This window comes from Streptomyces sp. GbtcB6 (assembly GCF_019091475.1).
Classification (GTDB): Bacteria; Actinomycetota; Actinomycetes; order Streptomycetales; family Streptomycetaceae; genus Streptomyces; species Streptomyces hyaluromycini.
This window is the reverse complement of the sequence record NZ_JAGXJL010000006.1, coordinates 72396-95471: the sequence shown is the minus strand read 5'-3', so window position 1 is coordinate 95471 and position 23076 is coordinate 72396. Positions and strand designations below refer to the sequence as shown.

General features: G+C 71.2%; 18 protein-coding genes. 9 read left to right on the top strand and 9 right to left on the bottom strand.

The window, feature by feature from the left end; translation table 11 throughout:
- Positions 1-12 precede the first annotated feature (12 nt).
- On the bottom strand, positions 13-2364 hold the full coding sequence (gene treY, locus KVT45_RS12810) for a malto-oligosyltrehalose synthase (RefSeq protein ID WP_217547036.1): 2352 nt from the start codon (positions 2362-2364) through the stop codon (positions 13-15).
- 159 nt (positions 2365-2523) lie between these two features.
- Complete coding sequence (glgX, locus tag KVT45_RS12805; protein ID WP_217547034.1) at positions 2524-4632, bottom strand: glycogen debranching protein GlgX; 2109 nt, start codon at positions 4630-4632, stop codon at positions 2524-2526.
- A 196-nt stretch (positions 4633-4828) separates the two neighbouring features.
- Between glgX and KVT45_RS12800 the strand changes: the two genes are divergently transcribed.
- The 4 genes from KVT45_RS12800 to KVT45_RS12785 all read left to right on the top strand — a co-directional run bounded on the left by KVT45_RS12800 (position 4829) and on the right by KVT45_RS12785 (position 9189).
- Positions 4829-5644, top strand: a complete 816-nt coding sequence (locus KVT45_RS12800; RefSeq protein ID WP_217547033.1) for a Tat pathway signal sequence domain protein — start codon at positions 4829-4831, stop codon at positions 5642-5644.
- A 65-nt stretch (positions 5645-5709) separates the two neighbouring features.
- Positions 5710-7023, top strand: a complete 1314-nt coding sequence (locus KVT45_RS12795) for a copper amine oxidase (RefSeq protein WP_217547031.1) — start codon at positions 5710-5712, stop codon at positions 7021-7023.
- A gap of 102 nt (positions 7024-7125) precedes the next feature.
- Complete coding sequence (locus KVT45_RS12790; RefSeq protein WP_217547029.1) at positions 7126-8367, top strand: SAV2148 family HEPN domain-containing protein; 1242 nt, start codon at positions 7126-7128, stop codon at positions 8365-8367.
- Between the two features lie 102 nt (positions 8368-8469).
- On the top strand, positions 8470-9189 hold the full coding sequence (locus tag KVT45_RS12785; protein ID WP_217547027.1) for a 3'-5' exonuclease: 720 nt from the start codon (positions 8470-8472) through the stop codon (positions 9187-9189).
- Between the two features lie 122 nt (positions 9190-9311).
- Here KVT45_RS12785 and KVT45_RS12780 read toward each other — a convergent pair whose 3' ends face one another.
- The gene (locus KVT45_RS12780) at positions 9312-10175 is read right to left on the bottom strand and encodes a phosphotransferase enzyme family protein (RefSeq protein ID WP_217547025.1); all 864 of its coding nucleotides are present in this window, start codon (positions 10173-10175) and stop codon (positions 9312-9314) included.
- 197 nt (positions 10176-10372) lie between these two features.
- Here KVT45_RS12780 and KVT45_RS12775 point away from each other — a divergent pair, with 197 nt between their 5' ends.
- The 3 genes from KVT45_RS12775 to KVT45_RS12765 are packed head-to-tail and all read left to right on the top strand — an operon-like array spanning position 10373 to position 13394.
- Entirely contained in the window at positions 10373-11287 is a 915-nt protein-coding gene (locus tag KVT45_RS12775; RefSeq protein WP_254646728.1) for a carbohydrate ABC transporter permease, read from the top strand.
- Positions 11284-12117: a carbohydrate ABC transporter permease gene (locus tag KVT45_RS12770; protein WP_217547022.1), complete on the top strand. Its 834-nt coding sequence runs from the start codon at positions 11284-11286 to the stop codon at positions 12115-12117. Before KVT45_RS12775 ends, KVT45_RS12770 begins: the two co-directional genes overlap by 4 nt.
- Entirely contained in the window at positions 12117-13394 is a 1278-nt protein-coding gene (locus tag KVT45_RS12765; protein ID WP_217547020.1) for an ABC transporter substrate-binding protein, read from the top strand. Before KVT45_RS12770 ends, KVT45_RS12765 begins: the two co-directional genes overlap by 1 nt.
- 109 nt (positions 13395-13503) lie before the next feature.
- Here the strand turns inward: KVT45_RS12765 and KVT45_RS12760 are convergent, their stop codons facing one another.
- Complete coding sequence (locus KVT45_RS12760) at positions 13504-15762, bottom strand: MMPL family transporter (protein WP_217547018.1); 2259 nt, start codon at positions 15760-15762, stop codon at positions 13504-13506.
- 384 nt (positions 15763-16146) lie between these two features.
- Between KVT45_RS12760 and KVT45_RS12755 the strand changes: the two genes are divergently transcribed.
- Together KVT45_RS12755 and KVT45_RS12750 are read left to right on the top strand one after the other, a co-directional pair.
- Positions 16147-16698 (top strand): DUF1697 domain-containing protein, encoded by a 552-nt coding sequence (locus KVT45_RS12755; protein ID WP_217547016.1) that lies wholly within the window; start codon positions 16147-16149, stop codon positions 16696-16698.
- Positions 16699-16749: 51 nt separating this feature from the next.
- Positions 16750-17769, top strand: a complete 1020-nt coding sequence (locus tag KVT45_RS12750) for a ketopantoate reductase family protein (RefSeq protein ID WP_217547015.1) — start codon at positions 16750-16752, stop codon at positions 17767-17769.
- Between the two features lie 188 nt (positions 17770-17957).
- Here KVT45_RS12750 and KVT45_RS12745 read toward each other — a convergent pair whose 3' ends face one another.
- The 5 genes from KVT45_RS12745 to KVT45_RS12720 all read right to left on the bottom strand — a co-directional run bounded on the left by KVT45_RS12745 (position 17958) and on the right by KVT45_RS12720 (position 23076).
- Complete coding sequence (locus KVT45_RS12745; RefSeq protein WP_217547012.1) at positions 17958-18707, bottom strand: sirohydrochlorin chelatase; 750 nt, start codon at positions 18705-18707, stop codon at positions 17958-17960.
- A gap of 5 nt (positions 18708-18712) precedes the next feature.
- Positions 18713-19591 (bottom strand): ABC transporter permease, encoded by an 879-nt coding sequence (locus KVT45_RS12740; RefSeq protein ID WP_217547010.1) that lies wholly within the window; start codon positions 19589-19591, stop codon positions 18713-18715.
- Positions 19578-20363, bottom strand: coding sequence for an ABC transporter ATP-binding protein (locus tag KVT45_RS12735; protein ID WP_217547007.1), 786 nt, complete (start codon positions 20361-20363; stop codon positions 19578-19580). Before KVT45_RS12735 ends, KVT45_RS12740 begins: the two co-directional genes overlap by 14 nt.
- 35 nt (positions 20364-20398) lie before the next feature.
- Positions 20399-21508, bottom strand: a complete 1110-nt coding sequence (locus tag KVT45_RS12730; protein WP_217547005.1) for an aliphatic sulfonate ABC transporter substrate-binding protein — start codon at positions 21506-21508, stop codon at positions 20399-20401.
- Positions 21509-21738: 230 nt separating this feature from the next.
- Complete coding sequence (locus KVT45_RS12720) at positions 21739-23076, bottom strand: sulfate adenylyltransferase subunit 1 (protein ID WP_217547000.1); 1338 nt, start codon at positions 23074-23076, stop codon at positions 21739-21741.

Genomic DNA, 23076 nt, shown 5'->3' with positions numbered 1-23076 from the left:
TGAATTTCACCGTCAGTTCCCGTCTCCCACTCGCTCCAGCAGCGCCACCGGCAGCCCCGCGAAGAGCTCGCCCACGCGCGCGTGCCCCGTGAACTCCCGCCCCGGCGCCAGCACGTCGGCCCATCGCCCCGGCGGCAGCGGCAGGACCGTGTCCCGCCAGCCGCCCGCCGAGGCCAGCCGCAGCGACAGGCGGGTCACCGCCGTGACCACCTCCCCGGAGCGCGCGAACGCGAGACAGTGCGCCGCGGCCGGCCCCTCGGCCGTCAGCGGCGCATACGTCGCCGTGTCCCCGAAGACGTCCGGGCGCCGCGCCCGCAGCCGCAGCGCCGCCACCGTCACCGCGTCCTTCTCGCCCGGGTGTGCCGGCGGGAAGGAGACCGGCCGCCGGTTGTCCGGGTCCACCAGCGCCCGGTACTCGCCCTCCGTGCCCTGGTAGACGTCCGGCACCCCCGGCATCGTCAGATGGACCAGGGCCGTCCCCAGCACGTTCGCCCTGACGTGCGCCGCGAGCGAGGACCGGAAGGCCGCCACGCGCTCTCCTGGCACCCCGCACGGCCCCGCCGCGACGAACGAGACCACCGCCTCCTCGTACGGCGGCTCCTGCTCCGTCCAGCTCGTGTACAGGCCCGCCTCCCGCACATGCTTCACCAGGGCTCCCCGCACCCGCTCCGGGGCCGCCGGACCGAGTCCGAACACCGTCTGCCAGGCCGCCCAGGCCAGCTGCGCGTCCGGCACCCCCTCCCCGTCCAGGGTCACCTCGGTCAGCACGTCCGCCCAGCGCTCCGGACACTCCGTCAGCACCGCCAGCGCGGCCCGCACATCGGCGCTGCGCTTGGTGTCGTGCGTCGTCACCACCGTCCCGGTCAGCGGCCAGTCGCGCTGCACGCGCGCGCAGTACGCGTGGAAGGCGTCGGGGGAGACGCCCGGGCTGCCCGGGTCCCCGCCCACCTCGGTCGCCGACAGCAGCGGCACATAGCGGTAGAACGCCGTGTCCTCCACGGACTTGGCCCGCAGCGCCGAGGCGGTCTGCGCGAACCGCGTCCGGAACTCCGCGAGCCCCGGCCCGTCCCCGGCCAGGAGCAGCCCGCGCGCCACGTCCACCGCCCCGCCCTCCGCGGGCACCACGAAGGCCCGCCGGGCCTCCTCGGCCGCCTCCGCGGTGACCACGGCGGACACGTCACCGGAGGCGTACGGCCGGTACACCCGCATCCGCACCAGCAGCTCCTGCAGCGCGGTGCGCAGCGCCCAGGGCGCCCGGTCGCGCAGGGCGGGATCCGGCGAGGTCGCGCACGCGCGCGTGGCCACCCGCGTCAGCCGGTCCGTCTCGGCCGCCAGCTCGTGCGTGATCACCTTGTACGCCGCCCGCCGCACCGTGGCCGCCCAGTCGCCGCCCCGGTCCGTCTGCGGGGCCGCGAACCTCCGGTACTGGCCCAGCAGTTCACCGGCGCCCGCGGGATCCGTGAACAGGCCGTCCACGTGCCGCAGGGCGTCGTACCCGGTGGTCCCCGCGACCGGCCAGCCGGCCGGCAGCTGCTCGCCGTCGGCCAGGATCTTCTCCACGACCGTCCAGCGCCCGCCGGTCGCCTCGTGCAGCCGCGCGAGATAGTCGTCGGGGTCGGCGAGCCCGTCGGGATGGTCGACGCGCAGCCCGTCCAGCACGCCCTCGTGCAGCAGCTGGAGGATCTTGCCATGGGTGGCCTCGAACACCTCCGGGTCCTCCACCCGCACCCCGATCAGCTCCGAGATGCTGAAGAACCGCCGGTAGTTCAGCTCGGTACGGGCCAGCCGCCACCACACCGGGCGGTACCACTGGGCGTCCAGCAACTCCGGCAGCGGCAGGTCCGCGGTGCCCGCGCGGAGCGGGAAGGCGTGCTCGTGGTAGCGCAGCACGTCCCCGTCGACCACCAGCTGCCCGAGCACCTCGCCGACCGGCCCGCCCAGCACCGGCACCAGCAGCTGTCCGCCCTGCGCCTCCCAGTCGACGTCGAACCAGCGCGCGTACGGCGACTTCGGGCCCTCCCGCAGGACCTCCCACAGGGCGTGGTTGTGGCGGGGGGACATGGCCATGTGGTTCGGCACGATGTCGGCGACGAGGCCGAGACCGTGCGCCCGCGCGGTACGCGCGAGTGCGCGTAGCGCGTCCTCGCCGCCGAGTTCCTCACGCACGCGCGCGTGGTCCACCACGTCGTAGCCGTGGGTGGAGCCGGGGACGGCCTCCAGGACGGGGGAGAGGTGGAGGTGGGAGATGCCGAGCGAGGCGAGATACGGCACGGCCGAGGAGGCTGCCGAGAAGGGGAAGCTGGGCTGGAGCTGGAGTCGGTAGGTGGCCGTCGGGACGGTGGGGGTGGTTCGCTCGGCTGTCATGCGGACGTATGTACCCGTCTGGTTGGGTTCTGTGTCACCGCGTGCGGTACCGCGCCCCAAAGGGGCGCGGGTCTGTATCGATGCTGCGGCTCCGCCGCGTGGGTGCGACCAGCCCCCACCGGCCCGCACTTGTGCAACTGCCCGTCGGAGCGCGCATCCCTACGCCGGCCTCTTCAGCACAGTCAGACTCCGGCCCAGCAGCGTCAGGCGTTCGCCGCCGTCCACCTTCGGTCCGGCTGACACCGGCTCCGCCTGTGCCGTGTCGACCATCACCTCCCACTGGCGGCCGTGGTTCACCGGGACCAGGAACTCCAGGGGGTCCGGCGACGCGTTGAACATCAGCAGGAACGAGTCGTCGGCGATCCGCTGGCCCCGGGTGCCCGGTTCCGAGATCGCGTTGCCGTTGAGGAAGACCGTGAGGGCCGACGCCTGGGCCGAGTCCCAGTCCCGCTGGGCCATCTCGTGGCCCTCCGGGGTGAACCAGGCGATGTCGGAGAGCTCGTCGTGGGTGCCCTCCACCGGGCGGCCGTGGAAGAAGCGGCGGCGCCGGAAGACCGGGTGCTCCTTGCGCAGCCGCGCCATCGCGCGTGTGAAGGCCAGCAGATCGCTGTCGTCGTCGGGAGCCGGCCAGTCCACCCAGGACACCTCGTTGTCCTGGCAGTACGCGTTGTTGTTGCCCTGCTGGGTGCGGGCGAACTCGTCGCCGTGGCCGATCATGGGCACGCCCTGGGACAGCATCAGCGTGGCGATGAAGTTCCGCATCTGCCGCTCGCGCAGTTCGAGGACGGCGGGGTCGTCGGTGTGGCCCTCGACCCCGCAGTTCCAGGAGCGGTTGTAGCTCTCGCCGTCCCGGTTGTCCTCGCCGTTGGCCTGGTTGTGCTTGTCGTTGTACGAGACGAGGTCGTGCAGCGTGAAGCCGTCGTGGCAGGTGACGAAGTTGATGGAGGCCAGCGGGCGGCGGCCGTCGTCCTGGTACAGGTCGGAGGAGCCGGTCAGCCGGGACGCGAACTCCGCCAGTGCACGCGGCTCACCGCGCCACAGGTCGCGCACGGTGTCCCGGTACTTGCCGTTCCACTCGGTCCACAGCGGCGGGAAGTTGCCCACCTGGTAGCCGCCCTCGCCCACGTCCCACGGCTCGGCGATCAGCTTCACCTGGGAGACGACCGGGTCCTGCTGCACCAGGTCGAAGAACGACGAAAGGCGGTCCACCTCATGAAACTGCCTCGCCAGGGTCGCCGCGAGGTCGAAGCGGAAGCCGTCGACATGCATCTCGGTGACCCAGTACCGCAGCGAGTCCATGATCATCTGGAGGACGTGCGGGGACCGCATCAGCAGCGAGTTGCCGGTGCCGGTGGTGTCCATGTAGTAGCGCGGGTCGTCCGTCAGGCGGTAGTAGGACGCGTTGTCCAGGCCCCGGAAGGACAGCGTCGGGCCCAGGTGGTTGCCCTCGGCGGTGTGGTTGTAGACCACGTCGAGGATCACCTCGATCCCGGCCTCGTGCAGCGCCCGGACCGCCGACTTGAACTCCAGGACCTGCTGGCCGCGGTCGCCCCAGGAGGCGTACGCGTTGTGCGGGGCGAAGAAGCCGATGGTGTTGTAGCCCCAGTAGTTGTTCAGGTCCATGTCGACCAGCCGGTGGTCGTTCACGAACTGGTGGACCGGCATCAGCTCCAGGGCCGTGACGCCCAGGGCCGTCAGGTGCTCGATGACGGCCGGGTGGGCCAGGCCCGCGTAGGTGCCGCGCAGCTCCTCCGGCAGGCCCGGGTGGCGCATGGTCAGGCCCTTCACATGGGCCTCGTAGATCACCGTGTGGTGGTACTCGGTGCGCGGCCGCCGGTCGTCGCCCCAGTCGAAGTACGGGTTGATCACCACCGACGTCATGGTGTGCGGCGCCGAGTCCAGGTCGTTGCGCTTGTCGGGGTCGCCGAAGTGGTAGCCGTACACCTCCTCGCCCCAGCGCACCGATCCGCCGATCGCCTTCGCGTACGGGTCGAGCAGCAGCTTCGCCGAGTTGCAGCGCTGCCCGCGCCCGGGGTCGTACGGGCCGTGCACCCGGAAGCCGTAGCGCTGCCCCGGCATCACCCCCGGCAGGTACGCGTGCCGGACGAAGGCGTCGCTCTCCCGCAGTTCCACCGCCGTCTCCGAGCCGTCGTCGTGCAGCAGACACAGCTCCACTCGGTCCGCGGCCTCCGTGAACACCGCGAAGTTGGTCCCGGCGCCGTCGTACGTGGCGCCGAGCGGATATGCCTCTCCAGGCCAGACCTGCATGAAGTCGACTCTTCCAGGTGTGTCCTGCGCCCGAGGGCGCCTTGGTCATGAGTCTGCCCGAAAGTAATGGAACCCCTTGTGACTTACGTCCCTCTTACTCGGCGACCAGTGCACACAGTGGCCGATGTGGCGATGTGTGCCGAACCAGTGGGGCAGAAACGTACTCCCTGTGACCAAGGGGGAGTAAGGGGAAGATGTGCGCAAGATAGTGCACCGCCATCTGGGCAAGGTGGTGGCCGGTGCGGGACTGGCGGTAGCGGGGACCGCCGTGATGGTCGGGATCACCCTGCCGGGTACGGCAGGGGCGAACGAGTCGGGAGGGAGCGACGGGAACGCGGCGGCGGCCGCGCAGCAGGCGGGGCAGGGCCAGGGCACCGTCAAGCCGGGCGTGGTGGAACAGGCGCCGGCCGAGGGGAAGAAGGGCACGGGCAGCGACCCGCTGACCGACGACGAGACCAAGCGCGTCGAACAACTCGCTCTGACCAAGCAGATGTTCAGCGCCGGGGAGAACGTCGAGGGCCGGCGCGGCCCGGAGCGGCTCAGCGTCGATCTCGCCGAGCCGGACGCGAACGAACTGGACGACGCCGGCGCGCCGCGCCGCGCGGACGTGACGTTCTACGACTACCGGGACGACACCCTCGTCACCCGGACCGTCAACCTCGACACCGGCAAGGTCGAGCAGACCACCAGCCGCACGGGCGTGCAGCCGCCGCTCAGCCACGACGAGAACGTCGAGGCCCTCAAGGTGCTGATCGCCGATCCGCTCGGCGCCGGCCTGAAGGCGGACTTCAAGGACGCCACCGGCACCGAGCTGACCGACCCGGAACAGCAGCTGCTGCTCAACAGCGCGGTCTACCGCGCCACTCCGGGCGCCCAGCCCGCCGCGCTCGACAAGTGCGGCGAACACCGCTGCGTGCGGCTCTTCCCGAAGGTCAAGAACGGGCCGTGGATCGACGCCAGGTCGCTCATCGTCGACCTGAGCGCACGCAAGGTCGTGCAGCTCGGCCGCTGAGCCGGCCCCTCCGTTCACCTTTCCACTCTCCACCCTGCATCTCCCTTACCAGGAGTCACTTCGTCATGCACCCGAACAGAATCCGCCGTGCCCGCAGGACGGCCGCCGTCGGCCTGTCCGCGGCCGCGCTGGCCGCCGGCGTGACCACCGCGGCCGGCCCCGCCGTCGCCCAGCCGAAGGCCGCCGCGGCCGCCGCCGACTGCTCCGCCGCGTACCGCATCGAGCAGAAGCTCTCCACCGGCACCACCTGGCGGATGTGCTGGCGCTACGACAGCAAGGCCGGACTGGTCCTGGAGCACATCTCCTACCAGCCCAAGGGCGAGCCGGCCCCCATCAAGGTGCTCTCCAGCGCCCGCCTCGCCCAGATCGACGTCCCCTACGACGACGGCAGCGTCGAGTACGACGACCTGACGGGCTTCGGCTTCGCCCAGGGCCTGGTGCCGCTCGACTCGGCCGAGTGTCCCGGCGGCACCATCAAGACCGTCAAGGTCCCCGAGGCCTGGGACCCGGCCCACCCCGACGTCAACGGCCTGTGCACCACCACCCGTTCGCGCGGCCACGCGTACCGGATGCAGGCCGACACCGGCAACCGGGTGTACCAGCAGCAGGGCAAGGACCTGCTGATCTACACCGTCAACAAGGTCGGCTGGTACGAGTACATGACCGAGTGGCGGTTCCAGGACGACGGCACGATCAACATGAACGTCGGTGCCACCGGCAGCCTCTCGCCGGGCGACTACGACGCCGGGGACGGCCGCGGCTGGCCGATCGGCAAGGGCGCCCACGCCTACGCCACCAGCCACAGCCACAACGTGTTCTGGAAGCTGGACTTCGACCTCGACGGCTCCTCCAAGAGCCGTGTCGAGCAGTACGACTCGAAGGTCAGTGCCCCCGTGCACGGCCAGGAGGCGCCCAGCAACAAGACCACCCGCACCGACGTCACCAGGGAACTCGCCGGCGACGCCAAGAACATGCGCTGGTGGCGGGTGGTCAGCACGGCCGGCAAGAACAAGGACGGGCACGCCCGGTCGTACGAGATCGTCCAGGGCGCCAGCAACAAGTACCCGGGCCACCCGTTCACTTCGCACGACGTCTACTTCACCCAGTACGACAAGTGCGAGCTGTTCGCCAGCAACAACCCGGGCTGCGCGAGCGATCACCCCAAGACCGTCGACAAGTTCGTGAACGGACAGACCCTCACCAACCCCGTGGTCTGGGTGAACGTCGGCTTCCACCACATCGCGCGCGACGAGGACCAGCAGCCGATGCCGGTCCACTGGCAGGGCTTCTCCATCGCCCCGCGGGACGTCACCGCTATGAATCCGCTCACTCCGGCCGCCCTCGCTGATCAGAACGGACAGCCCGGAAACGGTAGTTGAGAAACGACCTGTGCATCCGGCTGCACCGCCGACCGCTCCCGGAGTACCCTTCCTTGATCGTTGGCACAGGGAGAGCTCGGGGGAGCGGAAGGCGGTGCACGGGTGGGCTCGGGAGGCCTGGAGCTGCCCCCTGGTGACGAGGGTCACGAGGGGAACTCCACAGACGTCCCGCCCGGCGCGGTGTCCCTGGCCCGCCCGATGGACGCCACGGGCTCCATCGGGCCGGAGCTGGAGTGGGACGCCGACGCCTGGCTGGAGGTGCGTACGCGCGCCCAGCGGGCCGGCCGGGCCTACATCTGGCTGAACCTCGTCGAACAGCGGATGCGCGCGGTCGTGGCCGCCGTGCTCCGGCCCATCTACGAACCCGTCCACGGCGACGAGTGGGTGATCGCCGCGGCCGGTCCGGCCGGCCAGGAGTGGGTCCAGCGGGCGGCCGCGGTCCGCGAGGTCAGCCGCCGCAAGGGGTACCTGCTCGACCCCGCCGACGACAACGTGCTCAGCTTCCTCACCCTGCCGCAGCTGCGCGAGCTGATGGTGCAGCACTGGCCCTGCTTCGAGCCGTACTTCGACGAGCGCCGGGACGTCGAGCTCGCCCTGGACGAGCTGGAGGTGACCCGCAACATCGTCTCCCGCAACCGGGCGCTGTCCGGGGCCGTCCTGGACCAGGCCGAGCGCGCCTCCGCCCGGCTCCTGGAGATGCTCGGCGCGGGCGGCGACGTGCCCTCGGCGCGCCGGCTGCCGGTGGACGCGGTGGAGGACCTCGTCGGCGACCGCTACGCGGACGTCGTGGCCGTCCACCCCGACCGGGTCCGCCTCATGCGCCAGTTCCCGGCCGAGGACCTCTTCGGCGGCGCCCGCCGCCTGGACGCCATCGGCATCGGCCTCAACCTGCTCGTGCAGAACTTCTCCGGCCGCCGTCTGATCCGGCTCGCCGAGTCCGGCTGCCGGGTCCGGCTCCTCTTCCTCAACCCCGCCTCCAGCGCGGTCAAGCGCCGCGAACGGGAACTCGGGATGAAAAGGGGCGAACTGGGCCGCTCGGTCGAGATGAACATCCTGCACATGCGCCGGGTCCGCTCCCGGCTGCGCGACCCGGGCGCCTTCGAGATCCAGGTGTACGACGACACCCCCCGCTTCTCCGCCTACCTGGTGGACGGCGACGGTGCGGACGGCGTCGCGGTCGTCCAGTCCTATCTGCGCGGGGCGCGCGGGATGGAGTCGCCGGTGCTGGTGCTCCGCAACGGCGGCAAGGTGGTCAAGTCGGACGACGCCATGGAAACAGGGCTCTTCCCGACATACCGCGAGGAGTTCGAGACGGCTTGGGTGGATTCGCGCCCGGTGTCCTGAGGCGTGTGCGGCGGTAAGCGGAACGCGGTCATCTGATTGTCAGTGGCGCATGCGAGGGTGGAGACCACTGGGGGAAAGCACCACCAAGAAGGGGGGCCGCCCATGGGCTGGCACCAGGAGCTCCTGATCGGCTTCGACCTGGAGACGACGGGTACGGATCCGCGCGAGGCACGGATCGTCACGGGGGCCGTGATCGAGGTCAGGGCCGGGCAGGAACTGGGCCGCCGCGAGTGGCTGGCGGATCCGGGCGTGGAGATCCCGGCCGACGCGGTCGCCGTGCACGGCATCAGCAACGAGCGGGCGGCGGCGGAGGGCAGGCCGGCCGACCAGGTCGCCGACGCCCTCGCGGACGTCCTCACGGGCTATTGGAAGACCGGCGTCCCGGTCGTCGCCTACAACGCGACCTTCGACCTCACCCTGCTCTCGGCGGAACTGCGCCGCCACGGACTCCCGTCCCTCTCCGACCGCCTCGGCGGCCTGGACCCCGCGCCGGTCATCGACCCGTACACCATCGACCGCCGGGTCGACCGCTACCGCCGCGGCAAGCGGAACCTGGAAGCGGTCTGCGCCGAGTACGGCATCACCCTCACCGCCGCCCACAACGCCTCGGCCGACGCCCTCGCCGCGGCGCGCCTGGCCCGCGCGATAGCCGACCGGCACCCGAAGATCGCGGCGCTGGGTCCGGCGGAGCTGCACCGGCGGCAGGTGGAGTGGTACGCGGAGTGGGCGGCGGACTTCCAGCAGTTCCTGCGCCGCAAGGGAGAGGCCGACGCGGTGGTGGACGGGGCGTGGCCGCTGCGGGAGCTGGCCGAAGTGGTCTGAGCGTTCCGCTGGGAGTGCCGCGATGCGTCGTTGTTCGTCCGCGGCGCCGTCGTGGCTGGTCGCGCCCACGCGGCGGAGCCGCAAATTGACACAGCCCCGCGCCCCTTCGGGGGCGCTGCAGCTCAGAAGGGATACCAGCGCACCGACTCGTCGCCGTCCCGTAGCGATGCCACTCTGCGCTCGAACTCCACGAGTGCCTTCGGGTTGGTCGGCGCGTGCTGGGCGACCCACGCACAGCTCGCCGTCTCCCGGGCCCCGCGCAGTACGCCGCATCCCTCCCACTCGCGTACGTCCCACCCGTAGGCCGTGACGAACGAGTCGTAGGCCTCGGCGGGCAGGCCGTACCGGTCCCGGGACAGGGCCATCACCACCAGGTCGTGCTCGCGCAGGTCCGAGGAGAAGGTCTCCAGGTCGACCAGGACCGGCCCGTCCGGGCCGACGTGCACATTGCGGGGCAGCGCGTCCCCGTGGATCGGCCCCGGCGTCAGATGCGGCGTCAGCGCGGCCGCGGCTGCCGCGAAGCCGTCCCGGCGCTCGCGCAGATACGCCGCGTCGGCGGGGTCGATCGCAGCGCCGGCCAGCCGCAGCCAGCGCTCCACTCCGCCCAGCAACTCGCGGGGCGGCAGGGCGAAGGGGGGAGCGGGCAGTGCGTGCACGATCCGCAGCAGTTCGGCCAGGTCCCGTGGCTCGGCCGGCCGCACCGGATCCGGCAGCCGGTGCCACACGGTCACCGGGTGCCCCTCGACGAGCAGCGCCTTCGGCTCGGCGGCCCGTACGGCCGGTACATCCGCCTCCGCCAGCCATCCGGCGATCTCCAGCTCCCGCCGGGCCCGGTCGAGGAGCTCGGCGTCCCGGCCGACCTTCACCACCAGGTCCCCGGCGGCGAACACCGCGTTCTCCCCCAGGGCCAGGAGCGAGGCGTCGGCCGCCGCACCGGGCAGTACCCCCGCCGCGGCCAGTACGTCCCGCGCCCTTGCCTCGTCCATCGCCCGCCTCCGTGTCCGTCCCCGACGCCCGCGCGCCCGCGGCTGTGCGGGTGCACACGGTGTCTTGTTCTCACCGTCCGGCGGCCAGTCTCGCATCCACTGAGGTCGGACCGTGTGCGCGGTGCCTTGACGGGACAACCCGCCTTCACGACCATGTCCAGGCCCGACCGGGCCGCGCAAAGGGGGATGACGTGGCATTGGTTACCGACGTGGCGAGTACGAGGCGGCCGGCCGCCGCACGTGTCACCGACCGCGGCGCCTGGTTCCTGGTCCTGCCCGCCCTGATCCCGATCCTCGTGCTGAGCGTCGGCCCGCTGCTCTACGGGCTCCTGCTGGCGTTCACCGACGCCCAGTCCGGCCGGACCGCGGCGACACAGTGGATCGGGGGCCTCAACTTCCGGGACCTGCTGCACGACACCCTCTTCTGGGAGTCGTTCCGGATCGGCCTGGTCTGGGCCGTCGGCGTGACCGTGCCCCAGTTCCTGCTCGCCCTCGGCCTCGCCCTTCTCCTCAACCAGGAGTTACGGCTGCGCTGGCTGGCCCGCGCCCTCGCGATCGTCCCGTGGGCGATGCCCGAGGTCGTCGTCGGCATCATCTGGCGGCTGGTGTACAACCCGGACGCCGGAATCCTCAACGAGACCCTGCACGACCTCGGCCTCGGCGACGGCCGGGACTGGCTGAGCGGCCTCGGCACCGCCCTGCCCGCCGTGATCGTCGCCGGCGTCTGGGCGGGCATGCCGCAGACCACGGTCGCCCTGCTCGCCGGCCTCCAGAACACCCCGCGCGAACTGCACGAGGCGGCGGCGGTGGACGGCGCGGGCGCCTGGCGCCGTTTCCGCACGGTCACCTGGCCCGCCCTCAGACCGATCGCCCTGGCCGTCACCGCGCTCAACCTGATCTGGAACTTCAACTCCTTCGCCCTGGTCTACGTCCTCACCAACGGCGGCCCCGGCGGCAAGACCCGGCTGCCGATGCTCTTCGCCTACGAAGAGGCCTTCCGCTACGGCCAGTTCGGGTACGCGGCGGCGATGGGCTGTGTGATGGTCGCGGTGATCGCGGTGCTGCTGGCCGTCTTCCTGGCGGGCCGGCTGCGGGGAGGCGAGGACGCGTGAAGACCCGTACCGGCGCCCGCGTCGCCCAGTACGCGGCCCTGCTCGCCTATCTCGTCTTCCTGGCCTTCCCGCTGCTGTGGCTGCTCTCCACGGCCTTCAAGTCGCCGACCGAACTGGGCAGTCTGCACCCCACCTGGATCCCCCGGCACCCCACCCTGGCCAACTTCCGGCAGGCCTTCGATGAACAGCCCCTGCTGCGCGCCGGCCTCAACTCCCTGCTCGCCGCGCTCGGCGCCGCGCTGATCGCCGTACTCCTCGCGACCCCGATGGCGTACGTCATGGCACGGCGCCGCACCGCGCTGTCCCGGGCGGTGACCGGGTGGGTGGTGGTCAGCCAGGCGTTCCCGTTCGTCCTGGTGATCATCCCGCTGTTCCTGGTACTGAAGAACCTGCGGCTGATCGACTCCCTGTCCGGGCTGGTGATGGTCTACGTGGTGTGGGCGTTGCCGTTCGCGCTCTGGATGCTCGTCGGCTACGTCCGCGCGGTGCCCGCCGAACTGGAGGAGGCCGCGGCGGTCGACGGGGCCGGGCGGCTGCGGACGCTGGTGTCGGTGACGGCACCGCTGCTGGCGCCCGGGATCGTGGCGACCGGGCTGTTCGCCTTCGTCACCGCGTGGAACGAGTTCTTCTTCGCGCTGGTGCTGCTGAAGACACCGGAGAAACAGACCCTGCCGGTCGTCCTCACCCATTTCATCGGCGCGGAGGGCGTGGCCGACCTGGGCCCGCTGGCGGCGGCCGCCTTCCTCGCCACCCTGCCCTCGCTGCTCGTCTTCGCGCTCGTCCAGCGGCGGATCACGGGCGGGATGCTCGCCGGGGCGGTGAAGAGCTGATGCGCACCAGGATCGGCACGGCCGTCGTCGTACTCCTCCTGCTGCTCGCGGGCTGCACCTCCGCATCCCGCACCGGCGGCCCGATCACCCTCCGTTTCCAGTCCCTGGCCTGGCAGGACGAGTCGGTCGCCGCCAACAAGGAACTGGTGAAGGAGTGGAACGCCACCCATCTGGACGTCAAGGTCGAGTACGTGCAGGGCAGTTGGGACAGTGTCCACGACCAGCTGCTCACCTCCTTCGAGGGCGGCGAGGCCCCGGACATCATCCATGACGCCTCCGACGACCTCGCGGACTTCGCCTACGGCGGCTACCTGGCCGACCTGACCGGTCTGCTGTCCGCCCGCCTCAAGTCCGACATACCGGAGCGCAGTTGGCAGACGGCGACCTTCGGCGACGGCATCTACGGCGTGCCCTTCCTCCAGGAACCGCGCGTACTGATCGCCAACAGGACCTGGCTCGCCGAGGCCGGAGTGCGCATACCCACCCCCGAACATCCCTGGACCTGGGCCGAGTTCCGGCAGATCACCAAGCAGCTGAGCGGTGACGGCAGGTACGGTGTCGCCTGGCCGCTCAAGGAGCCCGTCTCCGCCACGCTCAACCTGTCGCTGTCGGCCGGCGGCCGGCTCTTCCACCGGGGCGCCGAGGGGAAGGTGACCGTGCGCTTCGGGGCCGCCGACCAGGTCGTGCCGCGCACCGTCCACGACCAGGTCGACGTGGACCACAGCGCACCCGGCTCCACCCTGGGCAGCGGCGGCTCGGACACCCTGCCGGGCTTCTTCGGCGGCAAGTACGCGATGGTCCCGCTCGGGTTCTCCTACCGCCAGCAGATCGTCCAGCAGGCGCCCAAGGGCTTCGAGTGGGAGGTGCTGCCTGCTCCGGCCGGCGCCGACGGCCTCGCCCAGGGCGTCAGCCCGCAGACGCTGTCCATCGCCGCGGACAGTCCCCACAAGAAGGAGGCGGCCGAGTTCGTCGACTTCCTGCTCCGGCCGAAGAACATGGTCCGGCTCGCTCTCGGCGACTGGATGCTGCCCACCGGCTCCGAGGCTCTCAAGGACCCCGCCCTGCATACGGCCAGGTACGGGTGGGCCACCGGCACCGCTCTCGCCGAGTACCTCAGTCCGGCCCCCGCCCAGACGGTCCGCGGCTACCCCGAGTGGAAGGACAAGGTGGCCACCCCGGCCCTCCAGGAGTACTACAGCGGCGCGATCGGTCTCGGTGAACTCCGCCACCGCCTGGAGAAGGACGGCAACCTGGTGCTGGCCCGCTACCAGCGCTGACCGCACCCTGCTCGCGGCCGGCGCCGGGCACTCGAACCCACGGAACAGGGCCCGCTGGCTCCCCCGGAGACCAACGGACCCTGTGTCAGGGGGTGTTGCACCGCGCGGCTCAGACGCGCAGCCGCTCCTCCTCGCCCCGCGCCGCCGGCGCCACCGCCTCCGGTGCCTCGTCGTGCGTCAGGTCCGGCAGCCACCGCAGCCAGCTGGGCAGGTACCAGTTGCGCTCGCCGAGCAGTGCCATCACCGCCGGGAGCAGCACGCCCCGGATGACCGTCGCGTCGATCAGGACCGCGGCCGCCAGGCCCACGCCCATCTGCTTCATGGACTGCATGGACAGCGTGCCGAAGATCGCGAACACGGCGACCATGATGACGGCGGCGCTGGTGACGACCCCGGCCGTGGTGACCACGCCGTGCTGGATCGCGTCCTTGGTGGACCGGCCGCGCAGCCGGGCCTCGCGGATCCGGGAGACGACGAACACGTGGTAGTCCATGGACAGGCCGAACAGGATCACGAAGAGGAACAGCGGCAGCCAGGTGACGATCGCGCCGACGCCCTGGGCGCCCACCAGCGAGGCGCCCCAGCCGTGCTGGAAGACGGCGACGAGGATGCCGTAGGCGGCGCCCACCGAGAGCAGGTTGAGCAGGATCGAGGTGACCGCGACCGTCAGCGAGCGGAACGACAGCAGCATCAGGAGGAAGGCGAAGACGACGACGAAGGCGAAGACCGGGACGACCGAGCCGAGCAGCTGGTCGTTGAAGTCCTGGTTGCCCGCGACGTTGCCGGTCACCGGCGCCTGCACGCCGTCGACCTTGCCGAGCGTGGCCGGCCGTACCTCGTCGCGCAGCTTCTCCAGGCTCTTGCCGGCCTTGTCGAAGTCGGAGCCGCCGACCAGCGGCACGGAGATCAGGGCGACGTTCTGCGCGTCGTGCAGCTTGATGTCGATCGGGCCGCGCGAGGCGCCCGAGCCGATCGCCCGCTCCTTGAAGTCGGTGAGCGCCTGCCGGACCTCGGGGGCGTTGATGTCCTTCGCCCTGACGACCACCTCGGCCGGCTCGGAGCCGCCCGGGAAGGCCTGGTTGACGCGGTCGTAGGTCTGCACGATCGGCAGCGAGTTCCCGAACTCCTGGTCCAGGGTGAGCTGCGAGGTCTTCATGCCGAGCGCGGGAGCGGCGACCGCGAGCAGCGCGCCCACCGCGACGAGCACGGAGACCAGCGGCCTGGCGAGCACGCCCCGCAGCACCGCCGTCCAGAAGCGGCTCTCGGAAGGCCCGTGGGCCCGCTCGCGGCGGCGCAGGAAGGGGAGGCGGCCCTTCTCGACCCGGTGGCCCAGCAGGGAGAGCAGGGCGGGCAGGACGGTCACGGAGCCGACCATGGCGACCGCGACGACCATCAGGGAGGCCAGGCCCATCGCCTCGAACTCGGCGAGGCCGGTGAAGAGCATGCCCGCCATCGCCACGCACACCGTGACACCGGAGACGATGATCGCCCGGCCGCTGGTGGCGGCGGCGATCCGGAGCGCGGCGCCCGGGTCCCGGCCGGCCTCCCGCTCCTCGCGCTCCCGGCGCAGGTAGAAGAGGCAGTAGTCGACGCCGACGGCCATGCCGACCAGCAGCATCACGGAGTTGGCGGTGTCGCTCATCGGCTGCAGATGGCTGACCAGGCCCATCAGGCCCATCGTCGCCATGATCGCGGTGATCGCGAGGCCGACCGGGAGCAGGGCCGCCACCAGCGCGCCGAAGGCGATCAGCAGGATGCCGAAGGCCACCGGCACGGCGGAGTACTCGGCCCGCTTGAAGTCCTTGCCGAAGGCGTCGGCGTACTGCTTGTTCATGCTGGCGCCGCCGATCTCCTCGATCCGCAGCGTGCCGTGCGCCTTCTGCACCCCGGCCACCGCGTCCAGCACCGGCTGGACCCGGTCGCCGGCGGTCTCGGAGTCGCCGCGCATGTCGAACTGGACCAGCGCGCTGCGGCCGTCCTTCGAGATCGTCCCGGTGGTGTAGGGCGAGGTGACACCCGTGACCTTGCCGGTGCCGTCGACGGCCTTGACGACGTCCGTGACGGCGGCCTTGAAGGCGGCGTCCGTGGCCTTGACCGACGGGTCCTTGGCCTGGATCAGGACCGTCTCGCTCGCCGGTTCCTTGATGCCCGCGTCGTCGATGATCTTCGCCGCGGTGTGGGTCTCGCCCTTCAGCTGGTCGCTCTCGTCGACGTCGACCCGGCCGGCCGCCGAGCCGAGCCCCATCGCCAGGACGACGAACAGCACCCATATGCCGACGGCGGCCCAGCGGTGCCGGGCGCTCCAGCCGCCGGCCCGGGCGGCCAGCCCCCGCACCCGCGTCTCTCCGTTCCCCTTGACGGGATCCATGACGGAAATGCCCCCTCGTGTGCGGTGGCGACCCCCCGGCCGCCACGATTTCTTCACGACTTCCTTCGTTCGATTCGAAGGTATGGGGCCGATAAGAACGACTCGTCGTACTGCCCGGTGAAGTACGGCGGCCGTCCCTCGTCGCCGAGGAGGATGTCGGGCCCTTACATCTATCCACCCATCTCGGGGGTGATGATCAGGGGTGTCCCTTCCGACGACGCGGATCCTGTTTGTGATTGCGAAACCTTGTTGAACAAGTCACAGGTGCGTGTAGGAGTTGCTCCGGGCCGGTCCGATCGGCCAGAGTTTCGGGCAGCCCGGCTTGCCCGGCACGGCCGTCGTGCCCACCCCCACGGGGCACGACGGCCGTTCTAAGGTGTTCGAATGACGACGTATGCGGCGCTGCTGCGCGGGATCAACGTGGGCGGCAACAAGAAGCTCCCGATGGCCGAACTGCGCGCACTGATGACCGGCCTGGGGTACGACTCCGTCCAGACCTATCTGCAGAGCGGGCAGGCCGCCTTCACCGCCGCCCACGGCGACACCGAGTCCCTCGCGGCGGAGCTCGCCAAGGCGGTCGAGGAGCGGTTCGGCTTCTCCGCCGACGTGCTCGTCCGCGACCACGCCTACCTGAAGGCGGTCGTCGAGGCCTGCCCGTTCCCGGCCGCCGAGCTGGCGGCGAAGCAGCTCCACGTCACCTACCTCTCCGAGCCGGTCGCCCCGGAGCGCTACGCGGACATCGACCCCGCCGCCCACCTCCCCGAGGAGTTCCGGCTGGGCGACCGCGCGCTCTACCTCTACGCGCCGGACGGCCTCGGCCGCTCCAATCTCGCCGAGGCGCTGTCCCGGCCCCGGATCCACAAGGGGCTGATCGCCACGACCCGGAACTGGAACACGGTGGTCAAGCTGGTGGAGCTGACAGCCGGGCAGGCATGACCCCCGACCCTGCCCCGGGGGCGGGGTCAACGGCTGTGCGAGGCTCGTCCCATGCGCTACATCATCATCGGAGCAGGGGCCGTCGGCGGTGCGATCGGCGGGCGGCTGGCCGGCGCGGGGCACGAGGTCGTCCTGGTGGCACGGGGCGCCCACCACGCGGCGCTGCGGGACGGCGGGCTGCGGCTGAAGGTGCCGGACGGCGAGTACACGTACCGGCTGCAGGCCGTCACCGGGCCCGGGGAACTGGGCGAGTTGCGGGCGGACGACGTCCTCGTCCTCGCCGTCAAGACACAGGACACCGTGGCAGCCCTGGGGACCTGGGGGCCGGCACCGGTCGCGGGCGGCGGTACGGCGGCGGGGCGGCTGCCCCTGTTCTGCGCCCAGAACGGCGTGGAGGGCCAGCGCCTCGCCCTGCGCGTCTTCCGGCACGTGTACGGCGTCTGCGTCTGGCTGCCGTCGACCTTCGTCGAACCGGGCGTCGTCTCCGCCGGCGGCGCCCCGCTCACCGGCATCCTGCACCTGGGCCGTCATCCGCACGGCACCGGCGGGACCGCCCGGCTGGTCGCCGCCGACCTGGAGAAGTCGCACTTCGAGGCGCCGGTCGTGCCCGACGTCGCGCGCTGGCAGTACGCCAAGCTGCTGTCCAACCTGGGCAACGCGCTGGAGGCCGTCGCCGGGCCCATCGCCGACGACGCGGCCATGACCCTGTTCCAGCGGGTGCGGTCCGAGGGCGCGACCGTGCTCGACGCCGCCGGGATCGCGTACGCGAGCGCCGAGGAGCAGAAGGCGGTACGCGGCCACAAGGTGGACCTCGTCCCGCTGGACGGCGCCCCGCGCGGCGGCGGCTCCTCCTGGCAGTCCCTCAGCCGCGGCACCGGCACCATCGAGGCCGACTACCTCAACGGCGAGATCGCCCTGCTGGGCCGCCTGCACGGTGTGCCGACCCCGCTCAACGACCTGCTCCAGCAACTGGCCAACACGTTCGCGCGCGAGCGCCGGGAGCCGGGCGCGATGGCGGTCGGGGAACTGACCCGCCTGGCCGACGAGGCCGCCGTCACCGCTGCCGACTGATCAACTGCCGGACGGGGGCAAGCCGTTGGGCACCCGAACCGGTAAAGCCCCTGGTGTGACACGGTTGCCGGACGCGACGCAGAAGGAAGTGCCGGTCACGGCGCAGCGCTTGCGAGAGCCTGCCCCGGGCCGGCTGTTCGCGGTCCGACGGACAGGGGAGCGCCGGACCGCGAACACCGAACCGTCGCTCAGGCCCCCACGGCCGCCAGGGCCGGGGTGCGCGCCGCGTCGTACCGCTCCAGCAGCACCCGCGCCACCTCCGGCGCCGGGCCGAGCACCTCGGCCAGCACGTCCGCCTCCGCCGCGCCCCGCGCGATCCGGTCGGGCAGGAAGCCGGGGGCGAGGACGTACGGGGCCACGGCCACCCGGGCGCAGCCCAGTTCCCGCAGTTCCCGTACGGCTTCCTCGGTGCGGGGGAGGGACGCGGAGGCGAACGCGGGCCGCACGGCGTACCAGCCGGTGTGCCGCCACTCCCGCGCGATGTCCGCGATCACCGCGATCGCCTCCGGGTCGCTGGACCCCGCCGAGGCCAGCACGACCCCGGTCGAGGCCTTGTCGGCGGGGGTGAGCCCCGCCTCGTACAGCCGCCGTTCGAGGGCCGACAGGAGCAGCGGGGACGGGCCCAGCACCTGGGCCTGGCGGATCCGCAGCTGCGGCGGCGCATCCCGCAGCACGGCCGGGATGTCCGCCTTCGCATGGAAGGCACGGGTGAGCAGCAGGGGGAGGGCCACGACGTCGCGTACGCCCTCCGCCGCCAGCGACTCCAGCACCCCGTGCACGGACGGGATGTTGAAGTCCAGGAAGCCGGTCTCCACGCGCAGCCCCGGCCGCAGCGACCGTACCCGCCGCACCAGGGCATGGACGGTCGCCGCATGCCGTGGATCACGGCTGCCGTGGGCGATCACCACGAGGACGGGGCGGACCGGCTTGCTGTACATGGACCTCAGCTCTTCACCAGCAGACCGCGGCTGCGCAGCACCCACCGCTCCAGCGGACTGAAGATCAGCAGGTCGATCGCGATGCCGACGAACAGGATCAGGATGATGGCCTCGAACACCATCGCCATGTCGCTGGCGGTGCGGGCGTTCTCCAGGAGCTGGCCGAGGCCCACGCCGAGGTCGGGGAAGCTCGCGATGATCTCCGCCGCCATCAGCGAGCGCCAGGAGAACGCCCAGCCCTGCTTCAGACCCGCCACATAGCCGGGCATGGCCGCCGGCAGCACGACGTGCCAGATGCCCTTGACGCCGGTCGCGCCCATGGTGCGCCCGGCCCGCAGGAACAGCGGCGGCACCTGGTCGACGCCGGACACCAGGCCGTTGGCGATGGAGGGGACCGCGCCGAGCAGGATCACGGCGTACATCATCGAGTTGTTCAGGCCCAGCCAGATCACGGCCGGAGGCACCCACGCCACCGACGGCAGCGACTGGAGGCCGGACAGGATCGGGCCGATCGCCGCGCGCACGAACTTCACCCGCGCCACCACCAGACCCAGCGGGGTGCCGATGACGAGTGCGAAGAGGAAGCCGAGCAGGCCGCGGCTGACGCTGGTCCAGATGTAGCCGAGCAGGTCGCCCTTGAGCCAGGCGTCCTTGAACGTGTCGCCCACCGCGGTCGGCGAGGGCAGCTTGGACGGGTCGTCGACGACCGGGACGAGGAGCGTCCAGACCACGAGGACCACGGCGAGCGCGATGATCGGGGGCAGGATCTTGCTGGTGAAGGTCTGGCGGAGGGTCGGGCGGCTGGTGGCCGTCGTCTCCAGGGCGTCGAGGCCGGCCTCGACACTTCCGGCGTCCTTGGCCGGTGTCGTCTCAGTGCTGGCCATGACGGCGGATCTCCCCACGCAGTACGTCGGTTATCTCAAGGGACAGTTCGGCCACCGGCGCGTCCTCGATGCGGCGCGGCTGCGGTATGCCGACCTCCCACTCGCGCGCTATCCGGCCGGGGCGGGACGACAGCAGGATCACCCGCTGGGCGAGCCGTACCGCCTCGCGCACGTTGTGCGTGACGAACAGGACGGAGAGGCCGGTCTCCTCCCAGATCCGGGTCAGCTCGTCGTGCAGCACGTCCCGGGTGATGGCGTCCAGGGCCGAGAACGGCTCGTCCATCAGCAGCAGTCTGCTCTCCTGGGCGAGCGCGCGGGCCAGGGCGGCCCGCTGGCGCATACCGCCGGACAGCTCGTGGACGCGCTTGTCGTACGCGCCCTTCAGCCGGACCAGTTCGAGCAGTTCCTCGGCCTTGGCACGGCGGTCGTTCTTGGGAACCCCCCTGAGCTTCAGGGCGAGTTCGATGTTCTTGCCCGCGGTCAGCCACGGGAAGAGGGCGTGCTCCTGGAACATCAGGGCGGGCCGCCCGTCCGTCGCGATGGAGCCCGCGGTGGGGCGGTCGAGCCCCGCCACCAGGTTCAGCAGCGTGGACTTGCCGCAGCCCGAGGCCCCCAGGAGGGTGACGAACTCGCCCGGCGCGACATCGAGGGTGATGTCGTCCAGGACGAGCTGCTGCCCGCCCGGAGTCGCGAAGGACTTCGAGACATGCTCAAGGCGTGCCGCGTACTCGACCGACTCGTCGGCCTTGGCGAGTGTCGTGGTCGTGGCCATGGTCGTCACCTCCTGGGAACTCGTCGGGACCGGGGTCAGCTGCTGCCGAGACCCGCGGCGCTGACCGTGCTCGCGCCGTCGGCCTTCAGCACCTTGTTGAGGATCGACAGGTTGTAGATGTTCTTCAGCAGCGGGTCGGTGAGCAGACCGGCCTTGACGGCGTGCTGGGCCTCGGTGTTGAGGGTGGAGGCCAGCGGGTCGTCGGTGAACTGGATGGAGGACCAAGCCGAGTTGAGGACGTCGTCGGGCAGCGCCTTGCCGGAGTCGACAGCCAGCTGCTTGTTGGCCGAGGCCTTCGCCGCGTCCGGGTTGGCGTTGATCCACTTGTTGGTCTCGACCGAGCCCTTGAGGACCGCCTCGACGACCTTCGGGTGCGCCTTCAGGAACTTCTGCGACACGATGATGTTCGTGATCACGAACTTCTTGTCGGGCCACAGCGTGGACTCGTCGAGCAGCACCTTGCCGCCCTCGGCGACCAGCTTGGACGCGGTCGGCTCCGGCACCCAGGCGCCGTCGATGGAACCGGCCTTGAAGGCGTCCGGCGTGATCTTGTTGTCGGTGCGGACGACCGTGACGTCACCCTTGCCGCTCTGCGCGTCGACCTTCCAGCCCTGGTCGGCGACCCAGTTGAGGAACGCCACGTCCTGCGTGTTGCCCAGCTGAGGCGTGGCGATCTTCTTGCCCTTGACGTCCGCCAGCGACTTGATCTTCTTCGGGTTGACGACCAGCTTCACGCCACCCGACGCCGAACCGCCGATGATCTTCAGGTCGGTGCCGTTGGACTTGGTGTAGCCGTTGATCGCCGGGGAGGGGCCGATCCAGCCGATGTCGATCGAGCCCGAGTTGAGCGCCTCGATCTCGGAGGGGCCCGCGTTGAAGATCGCGTACTTGGCCTGGGTGGCGCCGAGCTCCTTCTGGAAGAAGCCCTTCTGGTTGCCGACCAGCGCGGTCGCGTGGGTCAGGTTGCCGAAGTAGCCGATCTTGACGGTGTCGAGGCCCTCGATCTTCTTGGCCCCGGCGGCGACCTTGGTGGTGTCGCTCTTGTCGGAGTCCGACCCGTACCCGCAGGCGGCGAGCGTGAGCAAGGGGAGTGCGGCGAGCGCGGCTATGCCGCGGCGCAGGAGCTTGGAGCGGTTGGCAGGCACGGGAGGCTTTCCTCTCGTTGGCCCGGCGGTCACGTCTTTCAGGTCGTGGCCGGGAGGTCGGCAGGTCTTCGTCGCATCCGGGACGTCGGGTGGGGGGCCGGGGCGCGCAGGCAGTGCGCGTACGTCAGCACGCACATCGCGCCACCCCGCCCTGCCCGCTCCCGAGGTCGCCGCTGCCGACGCGGCCGCCCTCCTTCGCGAACGTCGAGTAGACGTCGGTCATCGTCATGTCAGAAGTCCCAGCCGTCGTCTTCGGACTCGTCCTTGACCGGCTCGGGGGAGGCGAACGACTCGCCGACCATGCCCGCGGTGAGCGTGGTGCCGTCGGCGGGGTCGATCAGGATGAACGAGCCGGTGCGGCGCGAGTCGGCGTAGGAGTCGACCGGCAGCGGCTCGGCGGTACGGATCTTCACCCGGCCGATGTCGTTGGCGACGAGCTGTCCCGGGTGCGGGTGCAGGGACAGGTCGTCGAGCGTGAGACGGGACGGGATGTCCTTGACGACCGCCTTGACCGTGCGGGTGCCGTGCTTGAGGAGCACCCGGTGCCCGACGGTCAGCGGCTGGTCGGCCACGTGGCAGACGGTCGCCTCGACGTCCTGGGTGGTCGCCGGGGCGTCCTTCGTCGGCACGATCAGGTCGCCGCGCGAGACGTCGATGTCGTCCGTGAGCAGGATGGTCACCGACTGGGTGGTCCAGGCCGCGTCGACCGGCCTGCCCAGGAGGTCGATGCCGGAGATCGTCGTCGTACGGCCTGACGGCAGGACCGTGACCGGCTCGCCGACGTGGAACGTGCCGGCCGCGATCTGCCCGGCGTAGCCCCGGTAGTCCGGGTGCTCGGCGGTCTGCGGGCGGATCACGTACTGCACGGGCAGCCGGGCATGGCAGTGTGCCAGGTCGTGGCTGACCGGGACGGTCTCCAGGTGCTCCAGGACGGTCGGGCCGCCGTACCAGTCCATGTTCGCGGACGGTTCCACGACGTTGTCGCCGACGAGCGCCGAGATCGGGATCGCGGTGACCTCGGGGACGCCCAGCTCGGTCGCGTACGCCGTGAACTCCTCGGCGATCCCGGCGAAGATCGCCTCCTGGTAGCCGACCAGGTCCATCTTGTTGACGGCGAGGACGACATGCGGGACGCGCAGCAGGGCGGCGATCGCGGCGTGCCGGCGGGTCTGCTCGACGACGCCGTTGCGGGCGTCGACCAGGACCACGGTCAGCTCGGCGGTGGAGGCGCCGGTGACCATGTTGCGGGTGTACTGCACATGGCCCGGGGTGTCGGCGAGGATGAAGCGGCGCTTCGGGGTGGCGAAGTAGCGGTAGGCCACGTCGATGGTGATGCCCTGTTCGCGTTCGGCGCGCAGTCCGTCGGTGAGGAGGGCGAGGTCGGGGGCGTCCTGGCCGCGGCTGGCAGAGGCGCGCTCGACGGCTTCCAGCTGGTCGGTGAGGACCGACTTGGAGTCGTGCAGCAGCCGTCCGACGAGGGTGGACTTGCCGTCGTCGACGGAGCCGGCGGTGGCGAACCGCAGCAGGGTCGTCTCGGTGAGGCCGAGTTCCGTGGTGCTGGTGCTCAT

What these genes read in the sequence shown, in the direction of transcription:
- KVT45_RS12740 (WP_217547010.1), bottom strand. Translation starts at nt 19,591, where the DNA reads ATGGCCAGCACTGAGACGACACCGGCCAAGGACGCCGGAAGTGTCGAG.
- treY (WP_217547036.1), bottom strand. Translation starts at nt 2,364, where the DNA reads ATGACAGCCGAGCGAACCACCCCCACCGTCCCGACGGCCACCTACCGA.
- KVT45_RS12795 (WP_217547031.1), top strand. Translation starts at nt 5,710, where the DNA reads ATGCACCCGAACAGAATCCGCCGTGCCCGCAGGACGGCCGCCGTCGGC.
- KVT45_RS12720 (WP_217547000.1), bottom strand. Translation starts at nt 23,076, where the DNA reads ATGAGCACCAGCACCACGGAACTCGGCCTCACCGAGACGACCCTGCTG.
- KVT45_RS12765 (WP_217547020.1), top strand. Translation starts at nt 12,117, where the DNA reads ATGCGCACCAGGATCGGCACGGCCGTCGTCGTACTCCTCCTGCTGCTC.
- KVT45_RS12760 (WP_217547018.1), bottom strand. Translation starts at nt 15,762, where the DNA reads ATGGATCCCGTCAAGGGGAACGGAGAGACGCGGGTGCGGGGGCTGGCC.
- glgX (WP_217547034.1), bottom strand. Translation starts at nt 4,632, where the DNA reads ATGCAGGTCTGGCCTGGAGAGGCATATCCGCTCGGCGCCACGTACGAC.
- KVT45_RS12735 (WP_217547007.1), bottom strand. Translation starts at nt 20,363, where the DNA reads ATGGCCACGACCACGACACTCGCCAAGGCCGACGAGTCGGTCGAGTAC.
- KVT45_RS12755 (WP_217547016.1), top strand. Translation starts at nt 16,147, where the DNA reads ATGACGACGTATGCGGCGCTGCTGCGCGGGATCAACGTGGGCGGCAAC.
- KVT45_RS12780 (WP_217547025.1), bottom strand. Translation starts at nt 10,175, where the DNA reads ATGGACGAGGCAAGGGCGCGGGACGTACTGGCCGCGGCGGGGGTACTG.
- KVT45_RS12745 (WP_217547012.1), bottom strand. Translation starts at nt 18,707, where the DNA reads ATGTACAGCAAGCCGGTCCGCCCCGTCCTCGTGGTGATCGCCCACGGC.
- KVT45_RS12785 (WP_217547027.1), top strand. Translation starts at nt 8,470, where the DNA reads ATGGGCTGGCACCAGGAGCTCCTGATCGGCTTCGACCTGGAGACGACG.
- KVT45_RS12750 (WP_217547015.1), top strand. Translation starts at nt 16,750, where the DNA reads ATGCGCTACATCATCATCGGAGCAGGGGCCGTCGGCGGTGCGATCGGC.